The sequence below is a fragment of the Kitasatospora sp. NPDC005751 genome (assembly GCF_040630835.1).
Lineage (GTDB): Bacteria > Actinomycetota > Actinomycetes > Streptomycetales > Streptomycetaceae > Kitasatospora.
Genome location: NZ_JBEXYC010000033.1, coordinates 39155 through 60456 on the forward strand (window position 1 = coordinate 39155; position 21302 = coordinate 60456).

Annotated in this window: 17 protein-coding genes; 9 read left to right on the forward strand and 8 right to left on the reverse strand. The window is 75.1% G+C overall.

The window, feature by feature from the left end; translation table 11 throughout:
• Positions 1-247 precede the first annotated feature (247 nt).
• Positions 248-2659: a right-handed parallel beta-helix repeat-containing protein gene (locus tag ABZ497_RS25110; RefSeq protein ID WP_359808418.1), complete on the forward strand. Its 2412-nt coding sequence runs from the start codon at positions 248-250 to the stop codon at positions 2657-2659.
• A 43-nt stretch (positions 2660-2702) separates the two neighbouring features.
• Here ABZ497_RS25110 and ABZ497_RS25115 read toward each other — a convergent pair whose 3' ends face one another.
• The 3 genes from ABZ497_RS25115 to ABZ497_RS25125 all read right to left on the reverse strand — a co-directional run bounded on the left by ABZ497_RS25115 (position 2703) and on the right by ABZ497_RS25125 (position 5838).
• Positions 2703-3299, reverse strand: coding sequence for a TetR/AcrR family transcriptional regulator (locus tag ABZ497_RS25115; RefSeq protein ID WP_352294361.1), 597 nt, complete (start codon positions 3297-3299; stop codon positions 2703-2705).
• A gap of 100 nt (positions 3300-3399) precedes the next feature.
• Positions 3400-4518 carry a PLP-dependent cysteine synthase family protein gene (locus ABZ497_RS25120; RefSeq protein WP_359808420.1) on the reverse strand — a complete coding sequence of 373 codons (1119 nt, stop codon included), beginning with the start codon at positions 4516-4518 and terminating at the stop codon, positions 3400-3402.
• Positions 4519-4656: 138 nt separating this feature from the next.
• Positions 4657-5838, reverse strand: a complete 1182-nt coding sequence (locus ABZ497_RS25125; protein WP_359808453.1) for an ROK family protein — start codon at positions 5836-5838, stop codon at positions 4657-4659.
• Positions 5839-5954: 116 nt separating this feature from the next.
• On the opposite strand from ABZ497_RS25125, the gene ABZ497_RS25130 reads away from it, so the two are divergent.
• Together ABZ497_RS25130 and ABZ497_RS25135 are read left to right on the forward strand one after the other, a co-directional pair.
• The gene (locus ABZ497_RS25130; protein ID WP_359808422.1) at positions 5955-7244 is read left to right on the forward strand and encodes an MFS transporter; all 1290 of its coding nucleotides are present in this window, start codon (positions 5955-5957) and stop codon (positions 7242-7244) included.
• A gap of 375 nt (positions 7245-7619) precedes the next feature.
• On the forward strand, positions 7620-8195 hold the full coding sequence (locus ABZ497_RS25135) for a HutD family protein (RefSeq protein WP_359808424.1): 576 nt from the start codon (positions 7620-7622) through the stop codon (positions 8193-8195).
• Positions 8196-8297: 102 nt separating this feature from the next.
• On the opposite strand, the gene ABZ497_RS25140 is transcribed toward ABZ497_RS25135, so the two are convergent.
• On the reverse strand, positions 8298-9260 hold the full coding sequence (locus tag ABZ497_RS25140; RefSeq protein WP_359808426.1) for an alpha/beta fold hydrolase: 963 nt from the start codon (positions 9258-9260) through the stop codon (positions 8298-8300).
• 114 nt (positions 9261-9374) lie between these two features.
• Here ABZ497_RS25140 and ABZ497_RS25145 point away from each other — a divergent pair, with 114 nt between their 5' ends.
• A complete protein-coding gene (locus tag ABZ497_RS25145; RefSeq protein ID WP_359808427.1) occupies positions 9375-10652 on the forward strand; it encodes a helix-turn-helix domain-containing protein in 1278 nt (425 codons plus the stop codon).
• A 140-nt stretch (positions 10653-10792) separates the two neighbouring features.
• Here ABZ497_RS25145 and ABZ497_RS25150 read toward each other — a convergent pair whose 3' ends face one another.
• On the reverse strand, positions 10793-11551 hold the full coding sequence (locus ABZ497_RS25150) for a DapH/DapD/GlmU-related protein (protein WP_359808429.1): 759 nt from the start codon (positions 11549-11551) through the stop codon (positions 10793-10795).
• Between the two features lie 119 nt (positions 11552-11670).
• Between ABZ497_RS25150 and ABZ497_RS25155 the strand changes: the two genes are divergently transcribed.
• Entirely contained in the window at positions 11671-12507 is an 837-nt protein-coding gene (locus ABZ497_RS25155; RefSeq protein ID WP_359808431.1) for a maleylpyruvate isomerase family mycothiol-dependent enzyme, read from the forward strand.
• Positions 12508-12520: 13 nt separating this feature from the next.
• Here ABZ497_RS25155 and ABZ497_RS25160 read toward each other — a convergent pair whose 3' ends face one another.
• Positions 12521-13294, reverse strand: a complete 774-nt coding sequence (locus ABZ497_RS25160) for an enoyl-CoA hydratase family protein (RefSeq protein WP_329490798.1) — start codon at positions 13292-13294, stop codon at positions 12521-12523.
• A 187-nt stretch (positions 13295-13481) separates the two neighbouring features.
• Between ABZ497_RS25160 and ABZ497_RS25165 the strand changes: the two genes are divergently transcribed.
• Positions 13482-14279, forward strand: a complete 798-nt coding sequence (locus tag ABZ497_RS25165) for an ATP-grasp domain-containing protein (protein ID WP_359808433.1) — start codon at positions 13482-13484, stop codon at positions 14277-14279.
• 56 nt (positions 14280-14335) lie between these two features.
• Positions 14336-14752 (forward strand): RidA family protein, encoded by a 417-nt coding sequence (locus tag ABZ497_RS25170; RefSeq protein WP_359808435.1) that lies wholly within the window; start codon positions 14336-14338, stop codon positions 14750-14752.
• Between the two features lie 59 nt (positions 14753-14811).
• Here ABZ497_RS25170 and ABZ497_RS25175 read toward each other — a convergent pair whose 3' ends face one another.
• On the reverse strand, positions 14812-16203 hold the full coding sequence (locus tag ABZ497_RS25175; RefSeq protein ID WP_359808436.1) for an MFS transporter: 1392 nt from the start codon (positions 16201-16203) through the stop codon (positions 14812-14814).
• Positions 16204-16284: 81 nt separating this feature from the next.
• Here ABZ497_RS25175 and ABZ497_RS25180 point away from each other — a divergent pair, with 81 nt between their 5' ends.
• Positions 16285-17277, forward strand: a complete 993-nt coding sequence (locus tag ABZ497_RS25180; RefSeq protein WP_359808437.1) for an ArsR family transcriptional regulator — start codon at positions 16285-16287, stop codon at positions 17275-17277.
• A gap of 181 nt (positions 17278-17458) precedes the next feature.
• Positions 17459-19762: a glycosyl hydrolase family 18 protein gene (locus ABZ497_RS25185; protein ID WP_359808438.1), complete on the forward strand. Its 2304-nt coding sequence runs from the start codon at positions 17459-17461 to the stop codon at positions 19760-19762.
• A 102-nt stretch (positions 19763-19864) separates the two neighbouring features.
• Here ABZ497_RS25185 and ABZ497_RS25190 read toward each other — a convergent pair whose 3' ends face one another.
• Positions 19865-21037 carry a geranylgeranyl reductase family protein gene (locus ABZ497_RS25190; protein ID WP_329492354.1) on the reverse strand — a complete coding sequence of 391 codons (1173 nt, stop codon included), beginning with the start codon at positions 21035-21037 and terminating at the stop codon, positions 19865-19867.
• Positions 21038-21302 lie beyond the last annotated feature (265 nt).

A 21302-nucleotide genomic window follows, 5' to 3' on the forward strand; every position in this document is an offset into this window, starting at 1 on the left:
CCGGGCGCCGCTCCGCGCCCCGGATGCGCCGTCGCCGGACACGGCCGCGCCGGCGCCGCGTTCGGAACCCCGACTGTGTGCGCTCGTTGAAACATGTGTGGAACCCGGAACGGTCCCCGCCCGGGGCCGGCCGCCGGCGGCCGGAGCACCGTCGCGGGCGCGCTACGGTGGGCGGGCCACCCGCGCACCCCGCGCGTGCGGCCCGATGGGATCGCCGGCTCGATGAAGGTGGGGACGACAGACCGTCATGGCTGAGCACAGGGTCCGAGTCACCCAGGACAGCGCCTCCCGCTGGCGTCGCCGCGCCGGCGAGTACGACACCCTCACGGAGGCCCTCGCGGCCGCCGAGCCGGGCGACACCGTGACCGTCCGACCCGGCACCTACCGGGAGAACCTCGTCCTGGACAAGCCGGTCACGATCGTCCCCGCGCAGGGCCCCGGCACGGTCCGGATCGACCCCCCGAGCGGTGTCCCGCTGACCGTCACGGCCGCCGCGACCGTCCGCGACCTGGTGATCGAGGGCAGCGACAGCTCCCTCCCGGCCGTGCTGATCACCGGCCCGGAGGCGACGCCCGCGCTCGGCGGCTGCCGGGTGGAGACCCGCTCGGCCACCGGCGTCGAGGTCACCGGCGGGGCCCGGCCCACCCTGCGCGGCTGCGTGGTCGCCAACCCCGCCGGGCTGGGCCTGCGGCTGCGCGGCGAGGGCACCGCGGCGGCCTTCGAGGACTGCGAGGTCGCCGCCGCCGGACAGGCCGGACTGGCCGTGCTCGGCGGGGCCACGGCCGCGCTGGAACGCTGCCGGGTCCACCACGCGACCGGCGCCGGGGTGCTCCTGACCGACCCGGGCAGCGCCGCCGAGCTGACCGGCTGCGAGATCTACGAGATCCGCGGCAGCGGCGTCCAGGCCGAGGCCCACGCCGGCGGCCGGCTGGTCGACTGCGACATCCACCGGGTCACCGGCAACGGGATCACCCTGGACAGCGAGGCCGAACTCGTCCTGACCGGCTGCCGGGTGCACGACCTGCCGGAGAACGGCGCCGACCTGCGCGGCCGGGCCCGGCTCACGCTGACCGGCACCACCGTGCGGGACTTCGGGCGCGGTGCGCTCTCGGTCTGGGACCAGGGCACCGAAGCCACCGCCGAATCCTGCGAGATCCACAGCTCGACCGGCGAGTACCCGGCCCTCTGGGTCAGCGACGGCGCCCGGCTGACCCTCACCGACTGCTCGCTGCACGACCTGCCGGACGCGCTCTTCGTGCTGGACCGCGACTCCGCCGCCACCGCCGAGGGCTGCTCGTTCAGCCGGATCCGCAGCTCGGCCGTCTCGGTCAGCGGCGGCGCCGGGGTGACGCTGAGCGGCTGCCGGGTCCAGGAGGCCGGCACCGGGCTCTGGTTCCGCGACCACGGCAGCGGCGGGCTGCTCACCGACTGCGAGATCTCCGACGTCGCGACCGGCGTGATCGTCACCAAGGGCGCCGACCCGGTCCTGCGCGACTGCACCGTCCGGGCCAGCTCGGACGCCGGCGTCTACGTCTCCGCCCAGGGCCGGGGCACCTTCGAGGACTGCCGGGTCTCGCACGGCAAGGGCTTCGGCTTCCACATCATCGACGGCTGCCGCACCGTGCTGACCCGCTGCCGGGCCGAGCAGAACGAACGGGCCGGCTTCGAGTTCTCCGAACCCGGCCCGGTGGTGGAGGCCTGCACGTCGGACGACGTCGCCCCGGCCGCTCCGGCCGCCGAGCTGCCGGCCCCCCGCGCCGCACGGACCGCACGGGCCGCCCGACTGACGTCCACCGCACCGGCGTTGCCGGCGCCTTCGGCGATCGGGCCGATCCCGGACTGCCGCCCGGCCGACGAGGCGCTGGCCGAACTCGACGCGCTGGTCGGCCTGGCCACCGTCAAGCAGGAGGTCCGGACCCTGATCGACCTGATCGCGGTCGGGCGCCGGCGCCGCCAGGCCGGGTTGAAGGCCCCCTCGCTCCGCCGCCACCTCGTCTTCACGGGGGCCCCCGGCACCGGCAAGACCACCGTGGCCCGGCTCTACGGCGAGATCCTGGCCTCGCTCGGGGTGCTCCAGCGCGGGCACCTGGTCGAGGTGGCCCGGGTGGACCTGGTCGGCGAGCACATCGGCTCCACCGCGATCCGCACCGCGGCCGCCTTCGACCGGGCGCGCGGCGGCGTGCTCTTCATCGACGAGGCGTACGCGCTGGCACCCGAGGACGGGGCCCGGGACTTCGGCCGGGAGGCGATCGACACCCTGGTCAAACTGATGGAGGACCACCGGGACGAAGTGGTCGTCATCGTGGCCGGTTACACCGCCGAGATGGAACGCTTCCTCTCCGCCAACCCCGGTGTCTCGTCCAGGTTCTCCCGCACCATCACCTTCCCCGACTACTCCGCGGACGAGTTGCTGGAGATCGCCCGCGCGCAGTGCGCCGAGCACGAGTACGCGCTGGCCGAGGCGACCGAGGGCGCGCTGCTCCTGCACTTCGGGACGCTGGAGCGCGGCCCCAACTTCGGCAACGGGCGCACCGCGCGGCAGGTCTTCGAGACGATGGTGGAGCGGCACGCCATGCGGGTCGCCCACCTCGCGGATCCGTCGACCGAGGAGCTGCAACTGCTCGTCCCCGCCGACCTGCCGACGGCCCGCCTGCCCTGACCAGCGTCCGCCGGGCAGGTGGACACCCGCCCGGCCCCCGCGCTCAGCCGCGTTCCGCGGCCGCCTCGTCGCCCAGCATCCGGTCCACTAGCAGCGCCAGGCGGGGCTCCGCGTGGTCCGGCCGGAGCCGGCCGCTCCGGGCGAGGGTGGCCAGGCCGTGCAGGGCCGCCCAGACCACCTCGGTGAAGGGCTCCGGGTCCTCGGCCCCGGCCACCTCGGCGACCGGTCCGGCGAGGGCGGCGAACGCCTCCTTCAGCGGGGCGGGCGAGTCCGGACGGCCGAACGGCAGGTCCGTCGCGAGCACGAACATCGCGTCGTAGAGCGCCGGGTTGGCCGCCGCGAACGCCAGGTAGCGGCCCGCGACGGCGCGGAAGGCCCCGGCCGGCCCGGCCGCCCCGCGGGTGACCGCCCGCAGCTCGGCGGCGAGTTCCGCGAAGCCCTCCAGCGCGACGGCGGCCACGATCGCGTCCTTGCCGGCGAAGTGGCTGTAGAGCACGGGCTGGCTGTACTCGATCCGCTCGGCCAGCCGGCGGGTCGTCACCGCCTCCCAGCCCTCGGACTCCGCCAGCTCGCGGGCGGTTCGAATGATCAGCTGGTGACGCTCGGCGCGTTCGCGCCCGCGGCGCTCCTGGATTGACATGACATCGACTCTAGCAGTGCTAGGCAATAGAGCCATGAAAAGGAGCAGCGCCACCCCCGCCCGCGGCGATGCCAGGGGCAGGAGTGACGCCCGCCGCGGGTCAGCCGGTCCAGGCCCCGCCGGCCAGGAAGGACTCCAGCCGGGCCCGATGGGGCGCGATGTCGATCCGCTCCCCGGCCAGCCAGTCGTCCGAGTAGTACTTGTCGAGGTAGCGGTCGCCCGGGTCGCAGATCAGGGTGACCACACTGCCCCGCACCCCGGCCGCCCGCAGCTCGGCGACGATCTTCAGCGCGCTCCACAGCCCCGTCCCGGTGGAGGCGCCGGCCTTCTTGCCGAGCACCTGCTCCAGCACCCGCACGGCCGCGATCGAGGCGGCGTCCGGGACCTTCATCATCCGGTCGATCGCGCCGGGCACGAAGCTCGGCTCCATCCGCGGCCGGCCGATCCCCTCGATCCGCGAGCCGCTCTCGCAGACCGCGTCCGGATCGTGGCCGACCCAGCCCTCGAAGAAACAGGAGTTCTCCGGATCGGCGACGCAGATCCGGGTGTCGTACTGCATGTAGTGCACGTACCGGGCGATGGTCGCCGAGGTCCCGCCCGTCCCGGCGGTCGCGACGATCCAGGCCGGCTCCGGGTGCGGCTCCAGGCGCAGCTGGGCGAACATCGACTCGGCGATGTTGTTGTTGCCCCGCCAGTCGGTGGCCCGCTCCGCGTAGGTGAACTGGTCCATGTAGTGGCCGCCGGTCTCCTCGGCGAGCCGGGCGGAGGCCGCGTACACCTCGTCGGAGCGCTCGACCAGGTGGCACTCGCCGCCGTGGAACTCGATCAGGTCGATCTTGGACTGGCTGGTGGACTTGGCCATCACCGCGATGAACGGCACGCCGATGAGCTGGGCGAAGTAGGCCTCGGAGACGGCCGTGGAGCCGCTGGACGCCTCGATCACCGGCTTGCCGGGCCGGATCCAGCCGTTGCAGAGCCCGTACAGGAACAGCGAGCGGGCCAGCCGGTGCTTCAACGAGCCGGTGGGGTGGGTGGATTCGTCCTTGAGGTAGAGGTCGATGCCCCAGTCGAGGGGGAGCGGGAACCGGAGCAGGTGGGTGTCGGCCGAGCGGTTGGCGTCGGCGTGGACCTTGCGCACCGCCTCCTTGAGCCAGCCGCGGTAGGCCGCGTCGGAGCGGTCCACATCCTCGGTCCGTTCGGCACTCAGCTGCGCACCCATCGTCACTCTCCTCGCTCGAACCCCCCGGTTGCTCACTACGAGTGTACGAGAGTCACGATAAGTGACGGTTTTCGTAGCCCCAGCTTCCGCTTATCCACGGCCACCGGGCCTCGTCGCGCTCCGCCGCCGCCCGCCGCGCTACGCCCCCGCCTGCACCGACTGCGGGTCGGCGAGGTAGGGCCGCCACGCCAGCTCGGCCGCGCCCGCCAGTGCGCCGTGCGCCAGCTCGGCGCCCACGATCGGCACCCGGCCGCTGCGCCCCCAGAGGCTGCGCTCGGCGACCACCGCCCGCAGCCGCTCCGGCGCGGCCTCCAGCAGATCGAGGTGCAGACCGCTGAGCACCACCCGGTCCGGGTTGAGGATGTTGGCGACGCCGGCCAGTCCGAGGCCGAGCCGGTCGATGACGTGCTCGACGGCCGCCCGGGCCCGCTCGTCCGTCGCGGCGGCCCGGCAGAGCTCGCCGGCCTGGTCGAGCAGCGGGCGGTCCGGGTCGGGGGTGAGCCCAGCGGCGGCGAACAGCGCGTCCGGGTCGGTCTCGGCGTTGAGGCAGCCGCGGTTGCCGCACTGGCAGGGGCGGCCCTGCGGGTCGACGGTGAGGTGGCCGACCTCCAGCGCCAGCCCGGCGCTCCCGGTGTGCAGGCGGCCGTCGATCACCAGCGCGCCACCGACGCCCCGGTGGCCGGAGGTGACCAGCAGCAGATGGCGGGCGCCCCGGCCGGCGCCGTGCCGGTACTCGGCGAGGGCGCCGAGGTTGGCGTCGTTGGCGATCGCGGTGGGCAGCGGGTCCAGCGCGAGCGGGCCGTTCTCGGCGCGGCCGACCTCGACGTCGTACAGGTCGGCGACGGGCGTGCCGCTGGGCCAGGCGAAGTGCAGGGCGGCGAGCGCGGTGCCGTCCGGCTCGGTGACCGGGTTGGGCAGCGCGAGCGCGGCACCGAGGCAGCGGCGGCTGCTGTGGCGGGCCAGTTCGGCGCCGGCCTCGGCCACGGCGCGCAGCATCCGGACCGGGTCGGTGGCGGCGGGCAGCGGCCGGTGCACGGGCGGATCGAGCAGTCCGCCGAGTCCGGCGAGGGTGACGCTCAGTCCGTCGGCGTGGATCTGGCCGGCGATCACCACCGGACCGGCCGGGTCGATGGCCAGCCGGTGCGACGGGCGGCCGCGACCGCCGCCGGCCGGCCGGGAGTCGACGGTGATGAGGCCGAGCGCCTCCAGCTCCGCGGTGACCGCTCCGGCGGTGGCCCGGGTGACGTCCAGCGCACGGGTGAGCGCCGAGCGGGTGGGGGTCTGGCCGGTGTGGATGAGCGAGAGCGCCGGGCCGAGCAGCGTGCGACCGCGATCGGGGGCCGAGCGGCGGTGGGCGTCACGCTGGGCGTCGTGGTCGGCCCCGGAGCCGGGCTTCGGACTTGATGGAGTGAGCTGCACGGCCCTATTGTTACTTTGTGCCGCTCCGAAACAAAATCCACGTCCATGACCGGGTCGACCGGCCGTCCCTCCAGTCTCGCAGCACTCCGGCCGCTTCCGGCACCCCCTGGGGCGCGGCACGGCTCGCACTCACCGCTTTCTTCGCCGTCGACGGCTTCCTCTTCGCCGCCTGGGTGGTCCGCATCCCGGACATCCGCAGCCAGGTCAGCGCCTCCCACAGCGCGCTCGGGCTCGCCCTGCTCTGCGTCTCGGCCGGCGCCGTCGCCACCATGCCCCTGGTCGGCCGGCTCTGCCTCCGGTACGGCTCGCGACCGGTCACCGTCGGTTCGCTGGCGCTGCTCAGCCTCGCCGTCCCGCTGCCCGCCCACGCCCACTCGGTCGCGGCGCTCGGCGGCGTCCTGCTGCTCTTCGGGGCGGGGTACGGCGGCGCCAACGTCGCGATGAACAGCGCCGCCGTCGACCTGGTGGCCCAGCTGCGCCGCCCGGTGATGCCGAGCTTCCACGCCGGGTACAGCCTCGGCGGCCTGCTCGGCGCGGGCGTCGGCGGCCTGCTCGCCGGCACCCTCACCACCACGTGGGCGCTCGCCCTGAGCGGCCTGCTGGGCCTGGCCGTCACCGCGGGCGCGGGCGTCGTGCTGCTCCGCGGCCCGGCCGCGCCGCTCGTCGCCCCCGGCCGGGCGGCCGACTCCCCCGCCTCGCCCGCCTCCCCCGACTCCCGCACCGCTCCGGCCGCCCCGGCCGCCCCCAAGGAGTCGGCCCGGGTGCCGCACGCCCGGTTGCTCGTCCTGCTGCTCGGCCTCACCGCGCTCTGCTGCGCCTACGGCGAGGGCGCCATCGCGGACTGGACCACCCTGCACCTCACCGACGACGTCCACGCCAGTGCCGGCACGGCCGCCGCCGGGTACGCCGCCTACGCCTTCGCGATGACCAGCGGCCGGGTCGGCGGCACCTGGCTCTCCATCAGGCTGGGCCAGAACCGGGTGATCGTCCTCGGCGGCCTGACCGCCGCGGCCGGCATGCTGCTGGCCGCACTCGCGCCCTCGGTACCGCTCGCGCTGTCCGGGTTCGTGCTGGTCGGCCTCGGCCTGGCCAACATCTTCCCGCTCGCCATCGCCCAGGCCGGCGCCACCGGCGGCCCGCAGGGCGTCGCGCTCGCCTCCACCCTGGGCTACGGCGGCATGCTGATCGGCCCGCCGGTGATCGGCTTCCTCGCCGACGCCGTCGGACTCCCGCTCGCCCTCACCTCGGTCGCGCTCGCCGCCGTCCTCGCCGCCCTGCTCCCCCTCACCGCCCGCCGCACCCCCTGACGGAGCCCGTCGCCGGGTACGGCGGGTGGTGAGGACGCCCCACCACGCGTCGCACCCGCCGCCGGCCACCGCACGACGGCCCGCGGCACCTCCCGCCGGTCGGGGCTCCCGACCGGCGGGCCGGGTGCCCACCGGCTCCACGCCGGGACCGGCGGCACATCCCCGCGAGCGCACCCCCCGGTCGGGGCCACCGACCACGCCACCCACCCACGGTCCCACCGGGGCGACCCACGGCCGGCCGACCTCCTCGGCGGCGGCCCCCCGCACGCCGGTCCGCGGACCGGCGGTCTCCCGTGCTCCCCCCGGCGAGCGCCCCCGGCAGCCCCGGACCCTCCGGGCGCACTCCCGCGTCCCGCCCCGTGACAGGATGCGGCCATGACGACGACCGGGCGGATCCAGGTACTGCGGGCGGACGAGCGCCCGGCGACGGCGTGGCTGAACGGGGGCGGGGTGACCAGGGAGGTCGCCGGGTTCCCCGCCGGGGCCGGGCTGGACGCCTTCGACTGGCGGGTCAGCCTCGCCGACATCGCCTCCGCCGGGCCGTTCTCCGCGTTCCCCGGTGTCGACCGGGTGATCACCCTGGTCGAGGGCCCCGGTATGGCCCTGACCGTCGACGGTGCCGAGCACCTCGTCGACACCCCGTTCCGCCCGTTCGCGTTCTCCGGCGAGGCCGACACCGGCTGCCGACTGCTCGGCGGCCCGGTGGTGGACTTCAACGTGATGACCCGTCGCGGGCGCACCAGCGCCGACCTCGCGCTGACCACCGGGCCGCGCACCGTGGACGTCCCGGCCGGTGGCACCGTCCTGCTGGTCTGCCTGGCCGGCCGCGCCACCGTCGGCGACACCGTGCTCGACCGCTACGACGCCGCCCTGGCGGCCGGGCCCGGCCCGTACGAGCTCCGGCCCGACGGCGTGACCGCCGCCGTCACCTTCCGCTCGCCGCCCGCCTGACACCGCACGGCACACCCGCCCAGGACACACCACCGCACAGGAAGCCGGCGGGTCCGACTTCCTGTGCGGGCGGCCCGCCGCACCCGGCGGCCGGACGGCGCGTCAGCCGCAGTACACCGGGGACGCGTGGGCCGGGTCGAGCGCGTTGGTGACCAGGTGCAACGCGGTCGGCGAGAAGGCGATGGCCACGTGCTCGGCGAGCGAGAGCGGGCAACGGTCCTGCAGGACGACGTTGTTCACGTTCGGGCCGCTGAGGAACTGCGTCCGGTACGGCGTGACGACCTCGTCGTACACGGTCGAGATCACCGTGTAGCGGACGCCGGGCACGGTGTCCGCCACCGTCGCCATCTTCCGGTTGAAGGCGGAGTCCACCACCTGGTCCTTGCAGGCCGGGCAGGCCGTGTAGATCAGCTCGGCCACCCGGGGGAGGTACGGGGCGAGGTTGGCGATGCCGTCGAGCGTCGTCCCGTGGTTGGACGGCGCCAGGCCGATCAACTTGTCGACCTTCGACGCACCCCCGAGGAACTTCACGTAGTAGTTCGGGAGCATGCCGCCCTGCGAGTGGCCGACGAGGTCGACCTTCGCCGCGCCGGTCGCGCCGCGCACCAGGTCGACGAAGCGGCCGAGTTGCGCGGCCGACTCGGCGGCCGGACCGAGCCCGCCGATCGGCAGCACCAGGCCGCTGCCGGAGGAGGTGATGCCGGGGACCATGCCGTAGTCCAGGGCGAAGACGCAGTAACCCTGGCTCTTCAGCAGGGGCGAGAGCACCAGCCAGTTCTCGTAGCGGTTGGCGAAGGTGCCGTGCACCAGGACCACCGGATCGGGGTGGGCCGCCGTCGGCTTGCAGGCCCAGTCGTTGGCACCCGGCGGCGAGGCCACCGAGTCGCCGTCGGGGGGCAGTTGGGCCGCCACGCCGGACGCGGTGGGGGTCGCGTCCGGTGCGGCGTGCGCGGCGGTGGCGGGGGCGCCGGCGAGCAGCGCACCGGCCAGCAGGGCCGAGCCGAGTGCTCCGAGGAGTCTGCGGCGTACCGGTCCGGCGGCGGAGCGGAGAAGTGGGGTTCTCAACTGTTGCCTCCACAACGGAAGTTTGTTACCAACAGGTAACCCGAGTGCCTCCATCATGCGGTCGCCCCTCCGGCCCGGCCCTTGGGTGTCCCCCAGACCTGGACGGTGTTTTCTGTGACCGGTCACAATTCACCCGCTTGCGCCCCCGGTTGGCGGATCCCGCTGATCGGCGGAGTGCCCGCCGACCAGCGGCTGCTCGGCGCCGTACCCGAGTTGGTCGAGGCCGTCATCGCCACCCTGCTCGCCCGAGTACCGACCTACCGCCGCCTGCCGCACGAGCAGGTGGCGGGCGAACTCAGCCAGGTCACCGAACGCCGGATCCGCGCCCTCGCCCAGGCCGTCCGCACCGGGAACCCCGCCGACGACGAGGAGTTCACCTCCGTCCGCGAGGCCGCCGCCCGGCGGGCGGAGGAGGGCCTGCCGCTGGACGCCGTCCTGCTCGCCCACCACCTCGGGATGGAGGTCTGCTGGGAGCTGGTGACCAGGGACGCCCACGACGACGACGCTGCCGACCTGCTGGTGCTCAACCGGCTGCTGCTCGACCAGCTCCGCCAGGCCACCTCCGCCGCCGGCGCCGGGTACGTCGAGGAACGCCGCACCCTCGCCGACGAGCAGCGGGTCGCCCGCCTCGCCCTGCTCACCGCGCTGCTCGACGGCGCCCCCGCCGAGGAGACCGCCACCAGGGCCGGCCTCCGGCTGCCGCCCTCCTACGCCGTGCTCTGCCTCGCCGTCGCCGACCACCCCGACGAGCGGGCGCCCGGCGTCGACCGGACCGTGGCCGGCCACCGCAAGCTGCGCCGGCTGCGCACCGAACTCGACCACCGCACCCGGCAGTCGGCGCTCACCGCGCTCTCCTCCTCAGGAGGTCCGGTGCTGATCCCGCTGGAGTGCCGGCCGGACGCCGTCCCGGCCGACATGTGGCAGCGCCTCGCGGACACCGTGGCCGGCACCGCCCGGGCCGCCGGGGTCCCGGTCCGGGCCGGGGCGGCCGTCGCCGCACCCGCCGGGGTGGCGGCGGCGGCCGTGCTCGCCACCGAAGTGCTGGAGGTGGCGCGGGCCTTCGCCCGCCCGCCCGGGCTGCACCGCCTGGACGACGTCCTGCTGGAGTACCAGCTCAGCCGGCCGAGCCAGGCGAGATCCCGGCTCGCCTCACTGCTCGCGCCCCTGGAGGACGGCGGCGAACTGCTCGCCACGCTCCGCACCCACCTGGCCGGCGGCCTCAACCGCCGCCACACGGCCCGCACCCTGCACCTGCACCCGAACACCGTCGACTACCGGCTGCGCCGGGTGGCCGTCCTCACCGGCCTCGACCCGACCCGGCCCGCCGACCTGCTCCGGATCACCGCCGCCATCGCCGCCCGGGACGCCGAGCGCGCCCAGGAGCCGGCCTGACCGGCCGGACCCGCCTGACCGGCCGGACCCGCCTGACGGCCGGACCCGCCTGGCGCCGCCGCCACAGCCCTCAGCCCTCGACCCCCAGCCCGCCGTTCCCGCCGACGCCGCCCGCCTTCGGCCCCGCCGACCGCCGTGCCTCACACCCCCGTCTCGCCGGGGAGCCGCAGGTCCCACCCGGCGAGCGCGCGCAGCTGGTCGGCGGTGATGCCGTCCGGCAAGGGGCTGGGCGGGTCGGTACGGAACGGCGGCTGCCAGCCCTCCTCGGCGGTCCAGCGCCGGACGATCTTCGCGGGGGCTCCGGCCACCACGCTGTGGTCGGGGATCTCACCGCGCACCACCGAGCCGGCCGCGACCACCACGTTGCGGCCGAGCCGGGCGCCGGGGAGGATCACGGCGCCGGTGCCGATCCAGCTGCCGCCGCCGATCTCGACCGGTTCGTTGCGCGGCCACTGCTTGCCGATCGGCAGATCGGTCGCGCGGTACTCGTGGGCCTGGTCGGATATGTAGACGCCCGGGCCGGTCCAGACGTCGTCGCCGAGCACGATCGACTGGTGGCCGACGATGTGGCTGTCACGGCCTATCACGCAGCCGCCGCCGATCCGCACGATCGGGTGCGGCCCGAGGTCGAGGCCGGGCAGGAAGCCCGCGCTGATGGTGACGCGCTCGCCGATGATCGAGAACGGGCCGATCGTGATCCACCGCTCGTTGAAGATCGCCCCGAGCGGGAAGGTCAGCTTCGTCCCCGCGCCCAGTTCGCCGAACCGGTACGGACCGGGGTTCTCGCTGGACACCGCACCGGCCCGCTGAACCCACGTCCAGCCCCGGTGGACGAGGCGGCCCGCGACGCGTCGGCTGCCCGCCCGGGCGGCGGAGAACAGGGAACTGGTGATCGACATGCCGCCACGCTACCGGTCGCCCCGGCGCCGTCACCGAGGAGGCGGCCAACATCACACCCGTCCCGGAGGGGCGCCCGTACCGTGTCCGAAATCCGCGAGCGGTGCGACACTCGTCGACCATGGAGATCATCGAGCACATCGACGCGCTGCGCCGCGAGGGCGTCCTGCTGGCCGACGCGGCCGCCCGCACCGACCTCGCCGCCCCCGTCCCCACCTGCCCAGACTGGCAGTTGCGCGACCTCGTCCTGCACACCGGCCAGGTCCACCGCTGGGCCACCGCCCTCGTGCGGGACGGCCACCGGGAGCCGCTGGACGCCGAGGGCGAGCGCGCCGCCTGGGGACCGGAGCCCTCGGACGGGGCGCTGGTCGACTGGTTCCGGACCGGCCACGCCGCCCTGGTGGCGGCGCTCGCGGCGGCCCCGGCCGACCTGGAGTGCTGGAGCTTCCTGCCCGCGCCGACCCCGCTGGCGTTCTGGGCCCGCCGTCAGGCGCACGAGACCGCGGTGCACCGCTTCGACACGGACGCGGCCGCCGGGGCGGACGGCCCCCGGGTCGCCACCGGCCTGGCCCTGGACGGGATCGACGAGTTGCTGGCGGGCTTCATGTCCCGCGGCCACGCCCGGGTGCGCAGCGAACAGCCGCGCACCGTGCTGATCCGGCCCACCGACCCCGCGCCCGGCGATGTCACGCCGAGCGCCGGGCCCACCGACCCCGCGCCCGGCGGCATACCGACCGACGGGCCCGGCTCCTGGCTGCTCACCATCAGCCGGGGGCCGCTCACCGTCACCCGCCGGGCGGCCGGGGCCGCGGGCCCGGCCGACCTCACGGTCAGCGGCCCGGCCCGCGACCTCTACCTGCTGCTCTGGAACCGGCTGCCCGCGGAGCGGGTCGAGCTGACCGGGGACCGGGCGCTGCTGGACCTCTGGCGGGAGACGGCCGTCGTCCGCTGGAGCTGACCCCGGCCGGGGTTCAGCGCGCCCAGGGCGCGGGCCGCTTCTCCAGGAACGCCCGCATGCCCTGCTGCGCCTCGTCCGAGCCGAACAGCCGCGCCGAGAGCTGGACCAGCTCGTCCGCGTCCCGTTCGAAGGAGCGCACCACCTCGGCGTTGGCCAGCCGCTTGGACTGCGCGAGGCCCTGCGGCGACCCGAGCCGCAGGGCGTCCAGCAGGCCCTTCAGCGCGGTTCCGGTGGACTCCGCGGAGTCCGTCGCCTCGGTGATCAGCCCGATCCGGGCGGCCTCGGCGGCGTCGAAGACCTCACCGGTCAGGTAGTAGCGGGAGGCGGCGCGCGGGTCCAGCTTGGGGCGCAGCGGCAGCGAGATGACGGCGGGTGCCAGGCCGAGCCGGACCTCGGTGAACGCGAAGGTGGCGGCCGGGCCGGCCAGGGCGAGGTCGGCCGCGCCGACCAGCCCGAGGCCGCCCGCCCGGACGTGTCCGTCGATCACCGCGATCACCGGCTTCGCGCAGTCCACGATGGCCCGCTGGAGGTCCACCAGGCCGCGCGGGCCCACCGTCGGGTCCGTACCGGTCGCCTCGGAGAGGTCCGCGCCCGCGCAGAACACCTTGCCGGTGTGGCCGAGCACCACCGCGCGGACGTCCGGGTCGGCCGCGGCGGCGGCCAGGGCGGCGGTCAGCTCGGCCATCAGCCGGGTGGAGAGCGCGTTGCGGTTGTGCGGCGAGTCGAGGGTCAGCGTGGTGACGGCATCGGTGGTGGCGACACGGACGAAGGGCACTTCGCGGGTCATCGGTGCGGGCCTGCTTTCCGGCTGAGGGTGGGTCGGATTGCGTGGCGGCCGCCCTGCTCGGACGGCGCCCGGTCGACTCTGACACGCCCACCCACCGCTCGGCCAGAGCCACCCGCCGCGAGCGCCGTCACCCCTTCGTGCCGAAATCCGGTGGTCGGGCGGCCGTCCGCCACGGCAGCATCGGGCCATGACCACCGACGCCGTCCTCCTGCTCGCACCCCGGATCAACGAGACCGGCCTGCAGCTGCGCACCGCCGCCGGCCGTCGCGGCCTGCGCGCGCACACCGCGACGGCCTGGCGCGCGCCCGAGGAGCTGATCGGCTCGCCGGTGCACCTCTACGGCGGCCCGCTGTTCGGCGACGCGGTCGGCGCCGCCTTCGACCTGGCGCTGCTGGAGCCGCCGGACGACTGGCCGGCCCGCCTGCCGGCGGAGCTGACCGGCCGGTCGGTCACCCTCACCACGCTGGCCGCGGCCCGCCTGCTGCGCCGCCCGATGTTCCTGAAGCCGCCGGGCGACAAGCTGTTCCCCGCCCGGATCTACCCGGACGGCTCCGGCCTGCCCGGCCCGGACGCGCTGGACGACGACACCCCCGTGCTGGCCAGCGAGGTGGTCCGGTTCCGCCGCGAGTACCGGCTGTTCGTCCTGGACGGCGAGGTGCTCACCGCCTCGCGCTACGCGGTGGACGGCGACCTGGACACCGCCCCGCTGCCCGAGGACCGGTACCGGGCCGAGGTGACGGCCTTCGCCACGGACGTGCTGGCCGCCTCGGCCGGGGCGCTGCCGAGCGCCGTGGTGATCGACGTCGGCCCGCTGGACTCCGGCCGCTGGGCGGTGGTGGAGGCCAACCCGGCGTGGGCGAGCGGCGGCTACGCCTGCGACCCGGCGGCGGTGCTGGAGGTGGTGCTGCGGGCCGGCGGACCGGCCGCCGACCTCCCGGAGGCGGACCGGCGGTACGACCGGGCCCTGCCCGAGGTGGTCCGCTGAGCGGCGGCGGGCGAAGGCCCTGGTGCATCTGATCACCCGTCGGCCACGATGGGGTCATGACTTCCCAGCGCCCGCACCTCACCCACATCGCCGAGCCGCCCGGGGTCGCCCCCGGCACCGGCTACACCCAGGTCGTCACCGGCACCGGCCGCCTGGTGGCCGTCTCCGGCCAGGTCGCGTTCGACGAACAGCGGCACCTGGTCGGGGCCGGCGACCCGAAGGCGCAGGCGCGCCAGGTGTTCGAGAACCTGGGCCGCTGCCTGGCCGCCGCCGGGGCCGGCTTCGCCGACGTCGTCAAGCTGACCTACTTCGTCACCGACATGGCGTTCATGCCCGCCGTACGCGAGGCCCGGGACGCGTACTTCGGCTCGACCCCGCTCCCGGCGAGCTCGGCGGTGCAGGTCGCCGCGCTGTTCCTGCCCGAGGTGCTGATCGAGGTGGAGGCGCTCGCCGTGGTCCCGGAGCAGCGCTGACCGACCGGCCACCCGCTGTCCGTCCGGCCCCCGGGGGCCGGAGCGCCGGGCGACCCGGCCTACCCCGCGGTGGCCCCTTCGCGGCCCCGGGCCCACCGGACGGCGGGCCCCATGGCGAGGCCCGCCCCGGCGAGCAGCACGCCGAGGGCGACCCAGCCGAACAGGCCCCACCCGACCACGGCGGTGCTGACGACGGCGGGGCCGATCATCAGCGAGGCGGCCGACCCGGCGTTGTAGACGCCCTGGTAGGCGCCGTGGTCGCGCTCCCCGGCCAGGTCGTAGCTGAGCGCCCATCCGCCGGCCTGGCTCAGCACCTCGCCGAACGCCTGGAGCGCCACCCCGGCGAGCACCAGCACGGCGGCGACCACCGCGGGCAGCCCGTGGGCGAGGGCGAGCACCAGGCAGGAGGCCGCCAGGATCAGCCCGGCCCGGCCGCAGAGCCGGGCGGCCGTCGCCGGGTCCTCGGTGCCCCGGGTGGCCCGCACCTGCAGGGCTATCACCAGCACGGTGTTGACGATCAGGGTGCCGGCCACGGTGATCCGGGGCGCCTCGGTGTGCTGGACCACCCAGAGCGGCACACCCACCTCCAGCATCGCGAACTGCAGGCAGAGCAGCGCGTTCAGCACGGTCACCACCAGGAACGGCCCGTCCCGCAGGGCGGGGTTGCGCCGCCGGCCGGCGGCCTCGCCCGGTCCGTCGCCCGCCACCGGGCGGGCCGCCGGGCGGACCCTGGCCGGGACGGCCAGCCGGTGGAACAGCGCCGCGACCACCAGGTACGAGAGGGCGTCGGCCAGGATCGCCGTCAGATAGGCCGGCCGGCGGTCCACCTGGAGTGCGACGGCGCCGAGCGCCGTCCCCAGACAGAGGCCTACGTTGGTGACCACCCGCAGATAGGCCCGGCCGGCGACCCTGCGGTCGGCGGGCAGCACTTCGGCGTAGAGCGCGTTCCGCACGGCGGCCGCGCCGCGGTCGACCGCGCTCACCACGCAGGCCAGCGCCAGGAACGCCGGGTAGCTGTGCACCAGGGCGTAGCCGGCGGTGCCCAGCGCGTTCACCGTGATCAGGACCACCAGCACCGGCCGCGCTCCCCAGCGGTCGGCCGCGCGCCCGGCCGGCACGCTGGCGGCGACGCCGCAGAGGCCGGCGGCGGTGAGGCCGATCCCGAGCTCGGCGGCGCTCAGTCCGAGGACGCGGGTGAAGAAGAGCACGCCGACGGCGAGCGAGAGCCCGCTGCCGACGGTGTTGACGAGGGTGATCCCGGCGAGCCGGCGCACCATCGGGTCGGGGTGCAGCAGCCGCGAGCCCCCGGCGGGCCGGCCGACCGGGCCCGGCTGCGAGGTACCACCCGCGGCCGAGGAATCCGACGCGGCCGAGGGCGGTGGCGGATCCGGGGGACCGGCCGGGCCGGCGACGGGCGAAGGCGCGGCGGACGACGCCGGTGAGGTGTTCATGCCCCGATCCCACCGCGTCCCCGGCGTCCGCAGTAATGATTTAGGCTCTGCCTCAAAGCAGCTGGAGGAACGGGGTCGGAGTTGCACCGGTTCAGGCTGGATCTGGCCGATCTCGCCACCACCTGGTTCGCCTGCTCGCCGATCCAGGAGGCCGCGCTCAGCCTGCGGATGTGGACCCACCCCGGCGTCTACCCGCTGCAGTCCGCCGCCTTCGAGCGGCTGCGCCCGAGCTTCGAACGGCTGGACTCCGGGCTGCTGCTCTCCCTGGTCGCCGCCAACCGGTGGATCCCCGACTTCCTGACGCCCCGCCCGTCCGTCCCCGCGCCGGACTTCCGGGCCGAGCTGGCCGTGGTCCGGGCGCTGCCGCCCGAGCAGCTGCGCGCCGAACTGGAGCAGACCTTCCTGCCGCACGGCCGGCCGTTGCCCGCCCCGCTGGCGGCCGGGCTCGCCGATCCGGTCCGGCTGCTGGCCCGGATCGCCGACGCGCTGGAGGAGTACTGGGAGCGCTGCCTGGCCCCCGCCTGGTGGCCGCGGGCCCGCGCCGTTCTGGAGGCGGACCTCGTCTACCGGGCGCGGGTGCTGTCCCAGCAGGGCGCCGCGGCGCTCTTCGCCGACCTGGACCACCGGCTGCACTGGGCGGACGGCCTGCTCTCGATCAACCGCCGCTGGACGGACTGGGACGGCGAGATCACCGTGGACGGCCGCGGGCTGGTGCTGGTCCCGACCTTCTTCGCCCGCGGCGCGATCACGATGATCAGCAATGACCGTCCGCCGCAGATCAGTTACCCGGCCCGCGGCCGGGCGGGGATGGCCGCGCCGACCGCCCCGGTCACCCCGCGCGCGCTGGAGCTGCTGCTCGGCGCGCCCAAGGCCCGGCTGCTGGCGCTGCTCGCCGAGCCGGCCTCCACCACCGAGCTGGCCTACCGCCTGGGCGTCACACCGGGCGCCGTCAGCCAGCACCTGGCGGTCCTGCACCGGACCGGCCTGGTCACCCGGGCCCGGCACGGCCGTTCGGTGCTCTACGGCCGCAGCCCGCTCGGCGACGAGCTGACCGGGCACCCGCGCCGGGGCTAGCGTGCCCGCACCAACTCCCAATTGGTACAGACCTGTTGACGCATTGGTCCAGTCCTCCTACAGTGCCCATGCCCCCGTCTCCCCACGGCGCGGGCACCGGTCGGCCACGCACCACGGCCGCGGCACCACCCGTACGGTTCTACGTCGCCCTGTTCAACCCCCCACAGTCACAGGGAGAACCATGTCCGCTCGATCCCGGGCCCGACGCCCGCGAGCGCGCAGCAGACTGCTGGCGCTGCTCTCCGCCCTGCTCCTGCCACTGGCCGCGCTCACCGCGCTGGCCGCCCCGGCGCACGCGGCCGGAAAACTGACCGCCACCTTCACCACCGCCGACAACGGCTCCTGGTGGAAGGGCACCTACATCGTCCGCAACGACAACGCCGCCGCCGTCTCCGGCTGGACGCTGGAGTTCGACCTCCCGGCCGGCGTGAGCGTCCAGAACAGCTACAACGGCACCGCGACCACCACCGGCCGGCACGTCACGGCCACCAACGCCTTCTACAACGCGAGCGTCCCGGCGCACGGCACCACCGAGCCGTACAGCTTCTGGTTCGTGGCCAACGGCCCGATCGGCACGCCGACCGGCTGCCGGATCAACGGCGACAAGTGCGACGGGAGTTCGGACGTCCTGCCGTCCGCCCCTGGCGCCCCGGTGGTCACCGAGTCGACCGCGCACAGCCTGGCACTGAAGTGGCCGGCCGCCACCGGCGGTGACTTCCCGGTCGCCTCCTACGAGGTCCTGAGCGGCAGCACCGTACTGGCCGCCGCCGCGACCACCGACACCGTGGTCACCGGGCTCACCCCCGCCACCTCGTACACCCTGGCGGTGCGCGCCAAGGACACCCGGGGCAACACCGGCCCGTCGAGCGCGTCCGTCACGGCCGCCACCTTCGACCCGGCCACCGACCCCGTCCCGCCGACGGCGCCCACCGGCCTGCGTGCCACCGCGGTGACCTCCACCGACGTGACGCTGGCCTGGAACGCCGCCACCGACAACCAGCGGGTGGCCGCCTACGACGTCTACCAGGGCCCCGCGCTGGTCAGGACGGTGACCGGCAGCACCCTGACCGCCACCGTCAGCGGCCTCTCCCCGTCGACGGCCTACACCTTCACCGTGAAGGCCCGCGACGGCGCCGACAACGCCTCCCCCGCCTCCGCGGCGCTCGCCGTCACCACCTCCGACCTGGTCGGGGCCGGGAAGTACGCCCGGGTCGGCTACTTCACCCAGTGGGGCATCTACGGCCGCCAGTACTTCGTGAAGAACCTCGACACCTCGGGCAGCGCGGCCAAGCTCGACGTCATCAACTACGCCTTCGAGAACATCGATCCGGTCAACCTCACCTGCCTGGCCGGCGTCACCAAGGGCACCACGGCCGACCCGCAGGACCCGGACCAGGGCACCGGCGCGGGCGACGCCGACGCCGACTACGCCCGCCCGATGAGCGCGGCGCAGTCCGTGGACGGCGTGGCCGACGACGGCTGGGGCAAACTGCGCGGCAACTTCAACCAGTTGAAGAAGCTCAAGGCCAAGTACCCCAACCTCAAGGTGGTCGTCTCGCTCGGCGGCTGGACGTACTCCAAGTACTTCTCGGACGCGGCCGCCACCGAGGCCTCCCGGCAGAAGTTCGTGAAGTCCTGCGTCGACACCTGGATCAAAGGCAACCTGCCGCTCTACAACGGCGCCGGCGGTGACGGCGTGGCGGCCGGGATCTTCGACGGCATCGACCTCGACTGGGAGTGGCCCGGCTCCGCCGACGGCCACGCCGGCAACCACTACAGCACGGCCGACAAGGCCAACCTGACCCTGCTGCTGGCCGAGTTCCGCAAGCAGCTCGACGCGCTCGGCGGCTCCCACAAGCTGCTGACCGCCTTCACCCCGGCCGACCCGGTCAAGATCGGCCAGGGCTGGGACCTCTCGAAGATCTTCACCTACCTGGACATCGCCAACGTCCAGGGCTACGACTTCCACGGCGCCGGCAGCGACAACTCCTGGGAGCCGAACCGGGCCGGGCACCAGGCCAACCTGTACGCCGACGGCCAGGACCCGTACCCGTTCCACTTCAGCGTGGACGCGGCCGTCCAGGCCTACCTCTCCGCCGGGGTCAACCCGCGCAAGCTCACCATCGGCTTCCCGTTCTACGGACGCGGCTGGCAGGGCGTGGCGGACGGCGGCGCGGCGGGCGAGTGGCAGAGCGCGACCGGCGCGGCGCCCGGCCAGTTCGCCGAGGAGGCCGGCACCCGCGGGTACAACAACCTGATCACCACCTTCCCCAACCTCACCGTCCACCACGACACCCAGTCGATCGCCACGTACGGGTACACGGGTGCGGGCGGGCAGTGGTGGACCTTCGACGACGCCTGGTCGATCGGCCAGAAGACGACTTACCTGAAGTCGAAGAACCTGCTCGGCGCGATGATCTGGGAGATGACCGGCGACACCCCGAACGGCGCCCTCATGACGGCGCTCGACACCGGGCTGAAGTGAGCCCGGGCGGCGCCGGTCCCCGGGCCGGCGCCGCCCTCGGAACGAACCGCACGAAGAGGCTCCCGCGGACCGGCCGACGCCGGCCCGCGGGAGCCCCGCCCGCTACCGCGAGGCGAGCGAGGTCAGCTTGCGGGCCGCCCGGTACTGGCGCAGCACCTGGGCGAAGGTGGTGTGGCCCTGGGTGGTCCGGGCGAACGCCCGCCAGGCCGGGGCGACCAGGCAGACCGCCGCGTGGAACAGGTACGGACGGCGCTCGAAGGCGGCCAGCATCAGCTTGCCGGCCCGCATCTCCACGCCCAGCCCGGCCTTGATCGCGAACGCGTAGTTCAGCGCCTCCCGGCGGACCTCGGCCGCGGTGCCCGCCTCGGCCACCTTGACCGCCCACTCCCCGGCCAGCCGGCCCGAGCGCAGCGCGTACGAGATGCCCTCGCGGGTCCACGGCTCCAGCAGACCGGCCGCGTCCCCGGCGACCAGCACCCGGCCGCGCGAGAGCGGCGAGTCCTCGGCCCGGCAGCGGGTCAGGTGCCCGGACTCCACGCTCGGCGGGAACCCGGCCAGCCCGAGCCGGCGGATGTAGTCGGCCAGGTACTGCTTGGTCCGCTCGCCGTCGCCGCGCGCCGAGATGACGCCGACGGTCAGGCTGTTCGACTCGGTCTTCGGGAACACCCAGCCGTAACTGCCCGGCAGCGGACCCCAGTCGAGGTGGATCCGGCCGGCCCAGTCCGCCACGACCTCCGCCGGGACGGGGATCTCCGCCTCCAGCCCGAGGTCGATCTGGTCGAAGGAGACGCCGACGTGCCGCCCGATCCGGCTGGCGCTGCCGTCCGCGCCGACCACCGCCCGCGCTTCGAACGTGCGCCCGTCGGCGGCGGTGACCACGGCCGTGCGGTGCTCGCCGCCGCGCTGCTCGACGCCGGTGACGGTCACTCCGGTGACCAGCACCGCCCCCGCCTGCTTGGCCGCCTGGACCAGGCGCAGGTCGAACTCGTCCCGGTTGACCAGCCCGAACAGCATCCGCTTCGAGCGCCGCGTCCGGGTGAACCGGCCGCCGTACGCGAAGGTGACGGCGTGCACCCGGTCCTGCAGCGGCAGCCGGAAGCCCGGCGGCAGGCTGTCCCGGGAGGGGCCGATGATGCCCCCGCCGCAGGTCTTGTACCGGGGGTGCTCGGCCTTGTCGAGCAGCAGGACGCGGCGGCCCTGGGCGGCGGCGGCCTGCGCGGCCGAGGCCCCGGCCGGTCCGGCGCCGACCACGACGACGTCCCAGACGCCGTCCAGCGGATCGGGCCCGTCCCGCGGCGGGGCGGGCTGCGGCTCGGACGGCTGTCCGGGCGCCTCGGCGTCGAGCGGGCTACGGGAATCGGAGCTTCCGGAGTCAGTCACGTCGAGCAATCCTATGCGTCCTCCGGAGCCACCGTCCGTCGCGCCGCCCCGAACGCCCGGACGGCCCTCCGGCCCGCCCGTTCGATCCGCCTATGATCGACATATCCCCCTGTCAGCACCGTCCGCCCGGAACACCCTCCGGGCCGGACCACCACCACCG

Excerpts from the sequence above, each read along its gene's own strand:
- ABZ497_RS25155 (WP_359808431.1), top strand. The coding sequence starts at position 11,671 with ATGGAGATCATCGAGCACATCGACGCGCTGCGCCGCGAGGGCGTCCTG.
- ABZ497_RS25170 (WP_359808435.1), top strand. The coding sequence starts at position 14,336 with ATGACTTCCCAGCGCCCGCACCTCACCCACATCGCCGAGCCGCCCGGG.
- ABZ497_RS25185 (WP_359808438.1), top strand. The coding sequence starts at position 17,459 with ATGTCCGCTCGATCCCGGGCCCGACGCCCGCGAGCGCGCAGCAGACTG.
- ABZ497_RS25115 (WP_352294361.1), bottom strand. The coding sequence starts at position 3,299 with ATGTCAATCCAGGAGCGCCGCGGGCGCGAACGCGCCGAGCGTCACCAG.
- ABZ497_RS25110 (WP_359808418.1), top strand. The coding sequence starts at position 248 with ATGGCTGAGCACAGGGTCCGAGTCACCCAGGACAGCGCCTCCCGCTGG.
- ABZ497_RS25120 (WP_359808420.1), bottom strand. The coding sequence starts at position 4,518 with ATGGGTGCGCAGCTGAGTGCCGAACGGACCGAGGATGTGGACCGCTCC.
- ABZ497_RS25175 (WP_359808436.1), bottom strand. The coding sequence starts at position 16,203 with ATGAACACCTCACCGGCGTCGTCCGCCGCGCCTTCGCCCGTCGCCGGC.
- ABZ497_RS25160 (WP_329490798.1), bottom strand. The coding sequence starts at position 13,294 with ATGACCCGCGAAGTGCCCTTCGTCCGTGTCGCCACCACCGATGCCGTC.
- ABZ497_RS25165 (WP_359808433.1), top strand. The coding sequence starts at position 13,482 with ATGACCACCGACGCCGTCCTCCTGCTCGCACCCCGGATCAACGAGACC.
- ABZ497_RS25135 (WP_359808424.1), top strand. The coding sequence starts at position 7,620 with ATGACGACGACCGGGCGGATCCAGGTACTGCGGGCGGACGAGCGCCCG.
- ABZ497_RS25150 (WP_359808429.1), bottom strand. The coding sequence starts at position 11,551 with ATGTCGATCACCAGTTCCCTGTTCTCCGCCGCCCGGGCGGGCAGCCGA.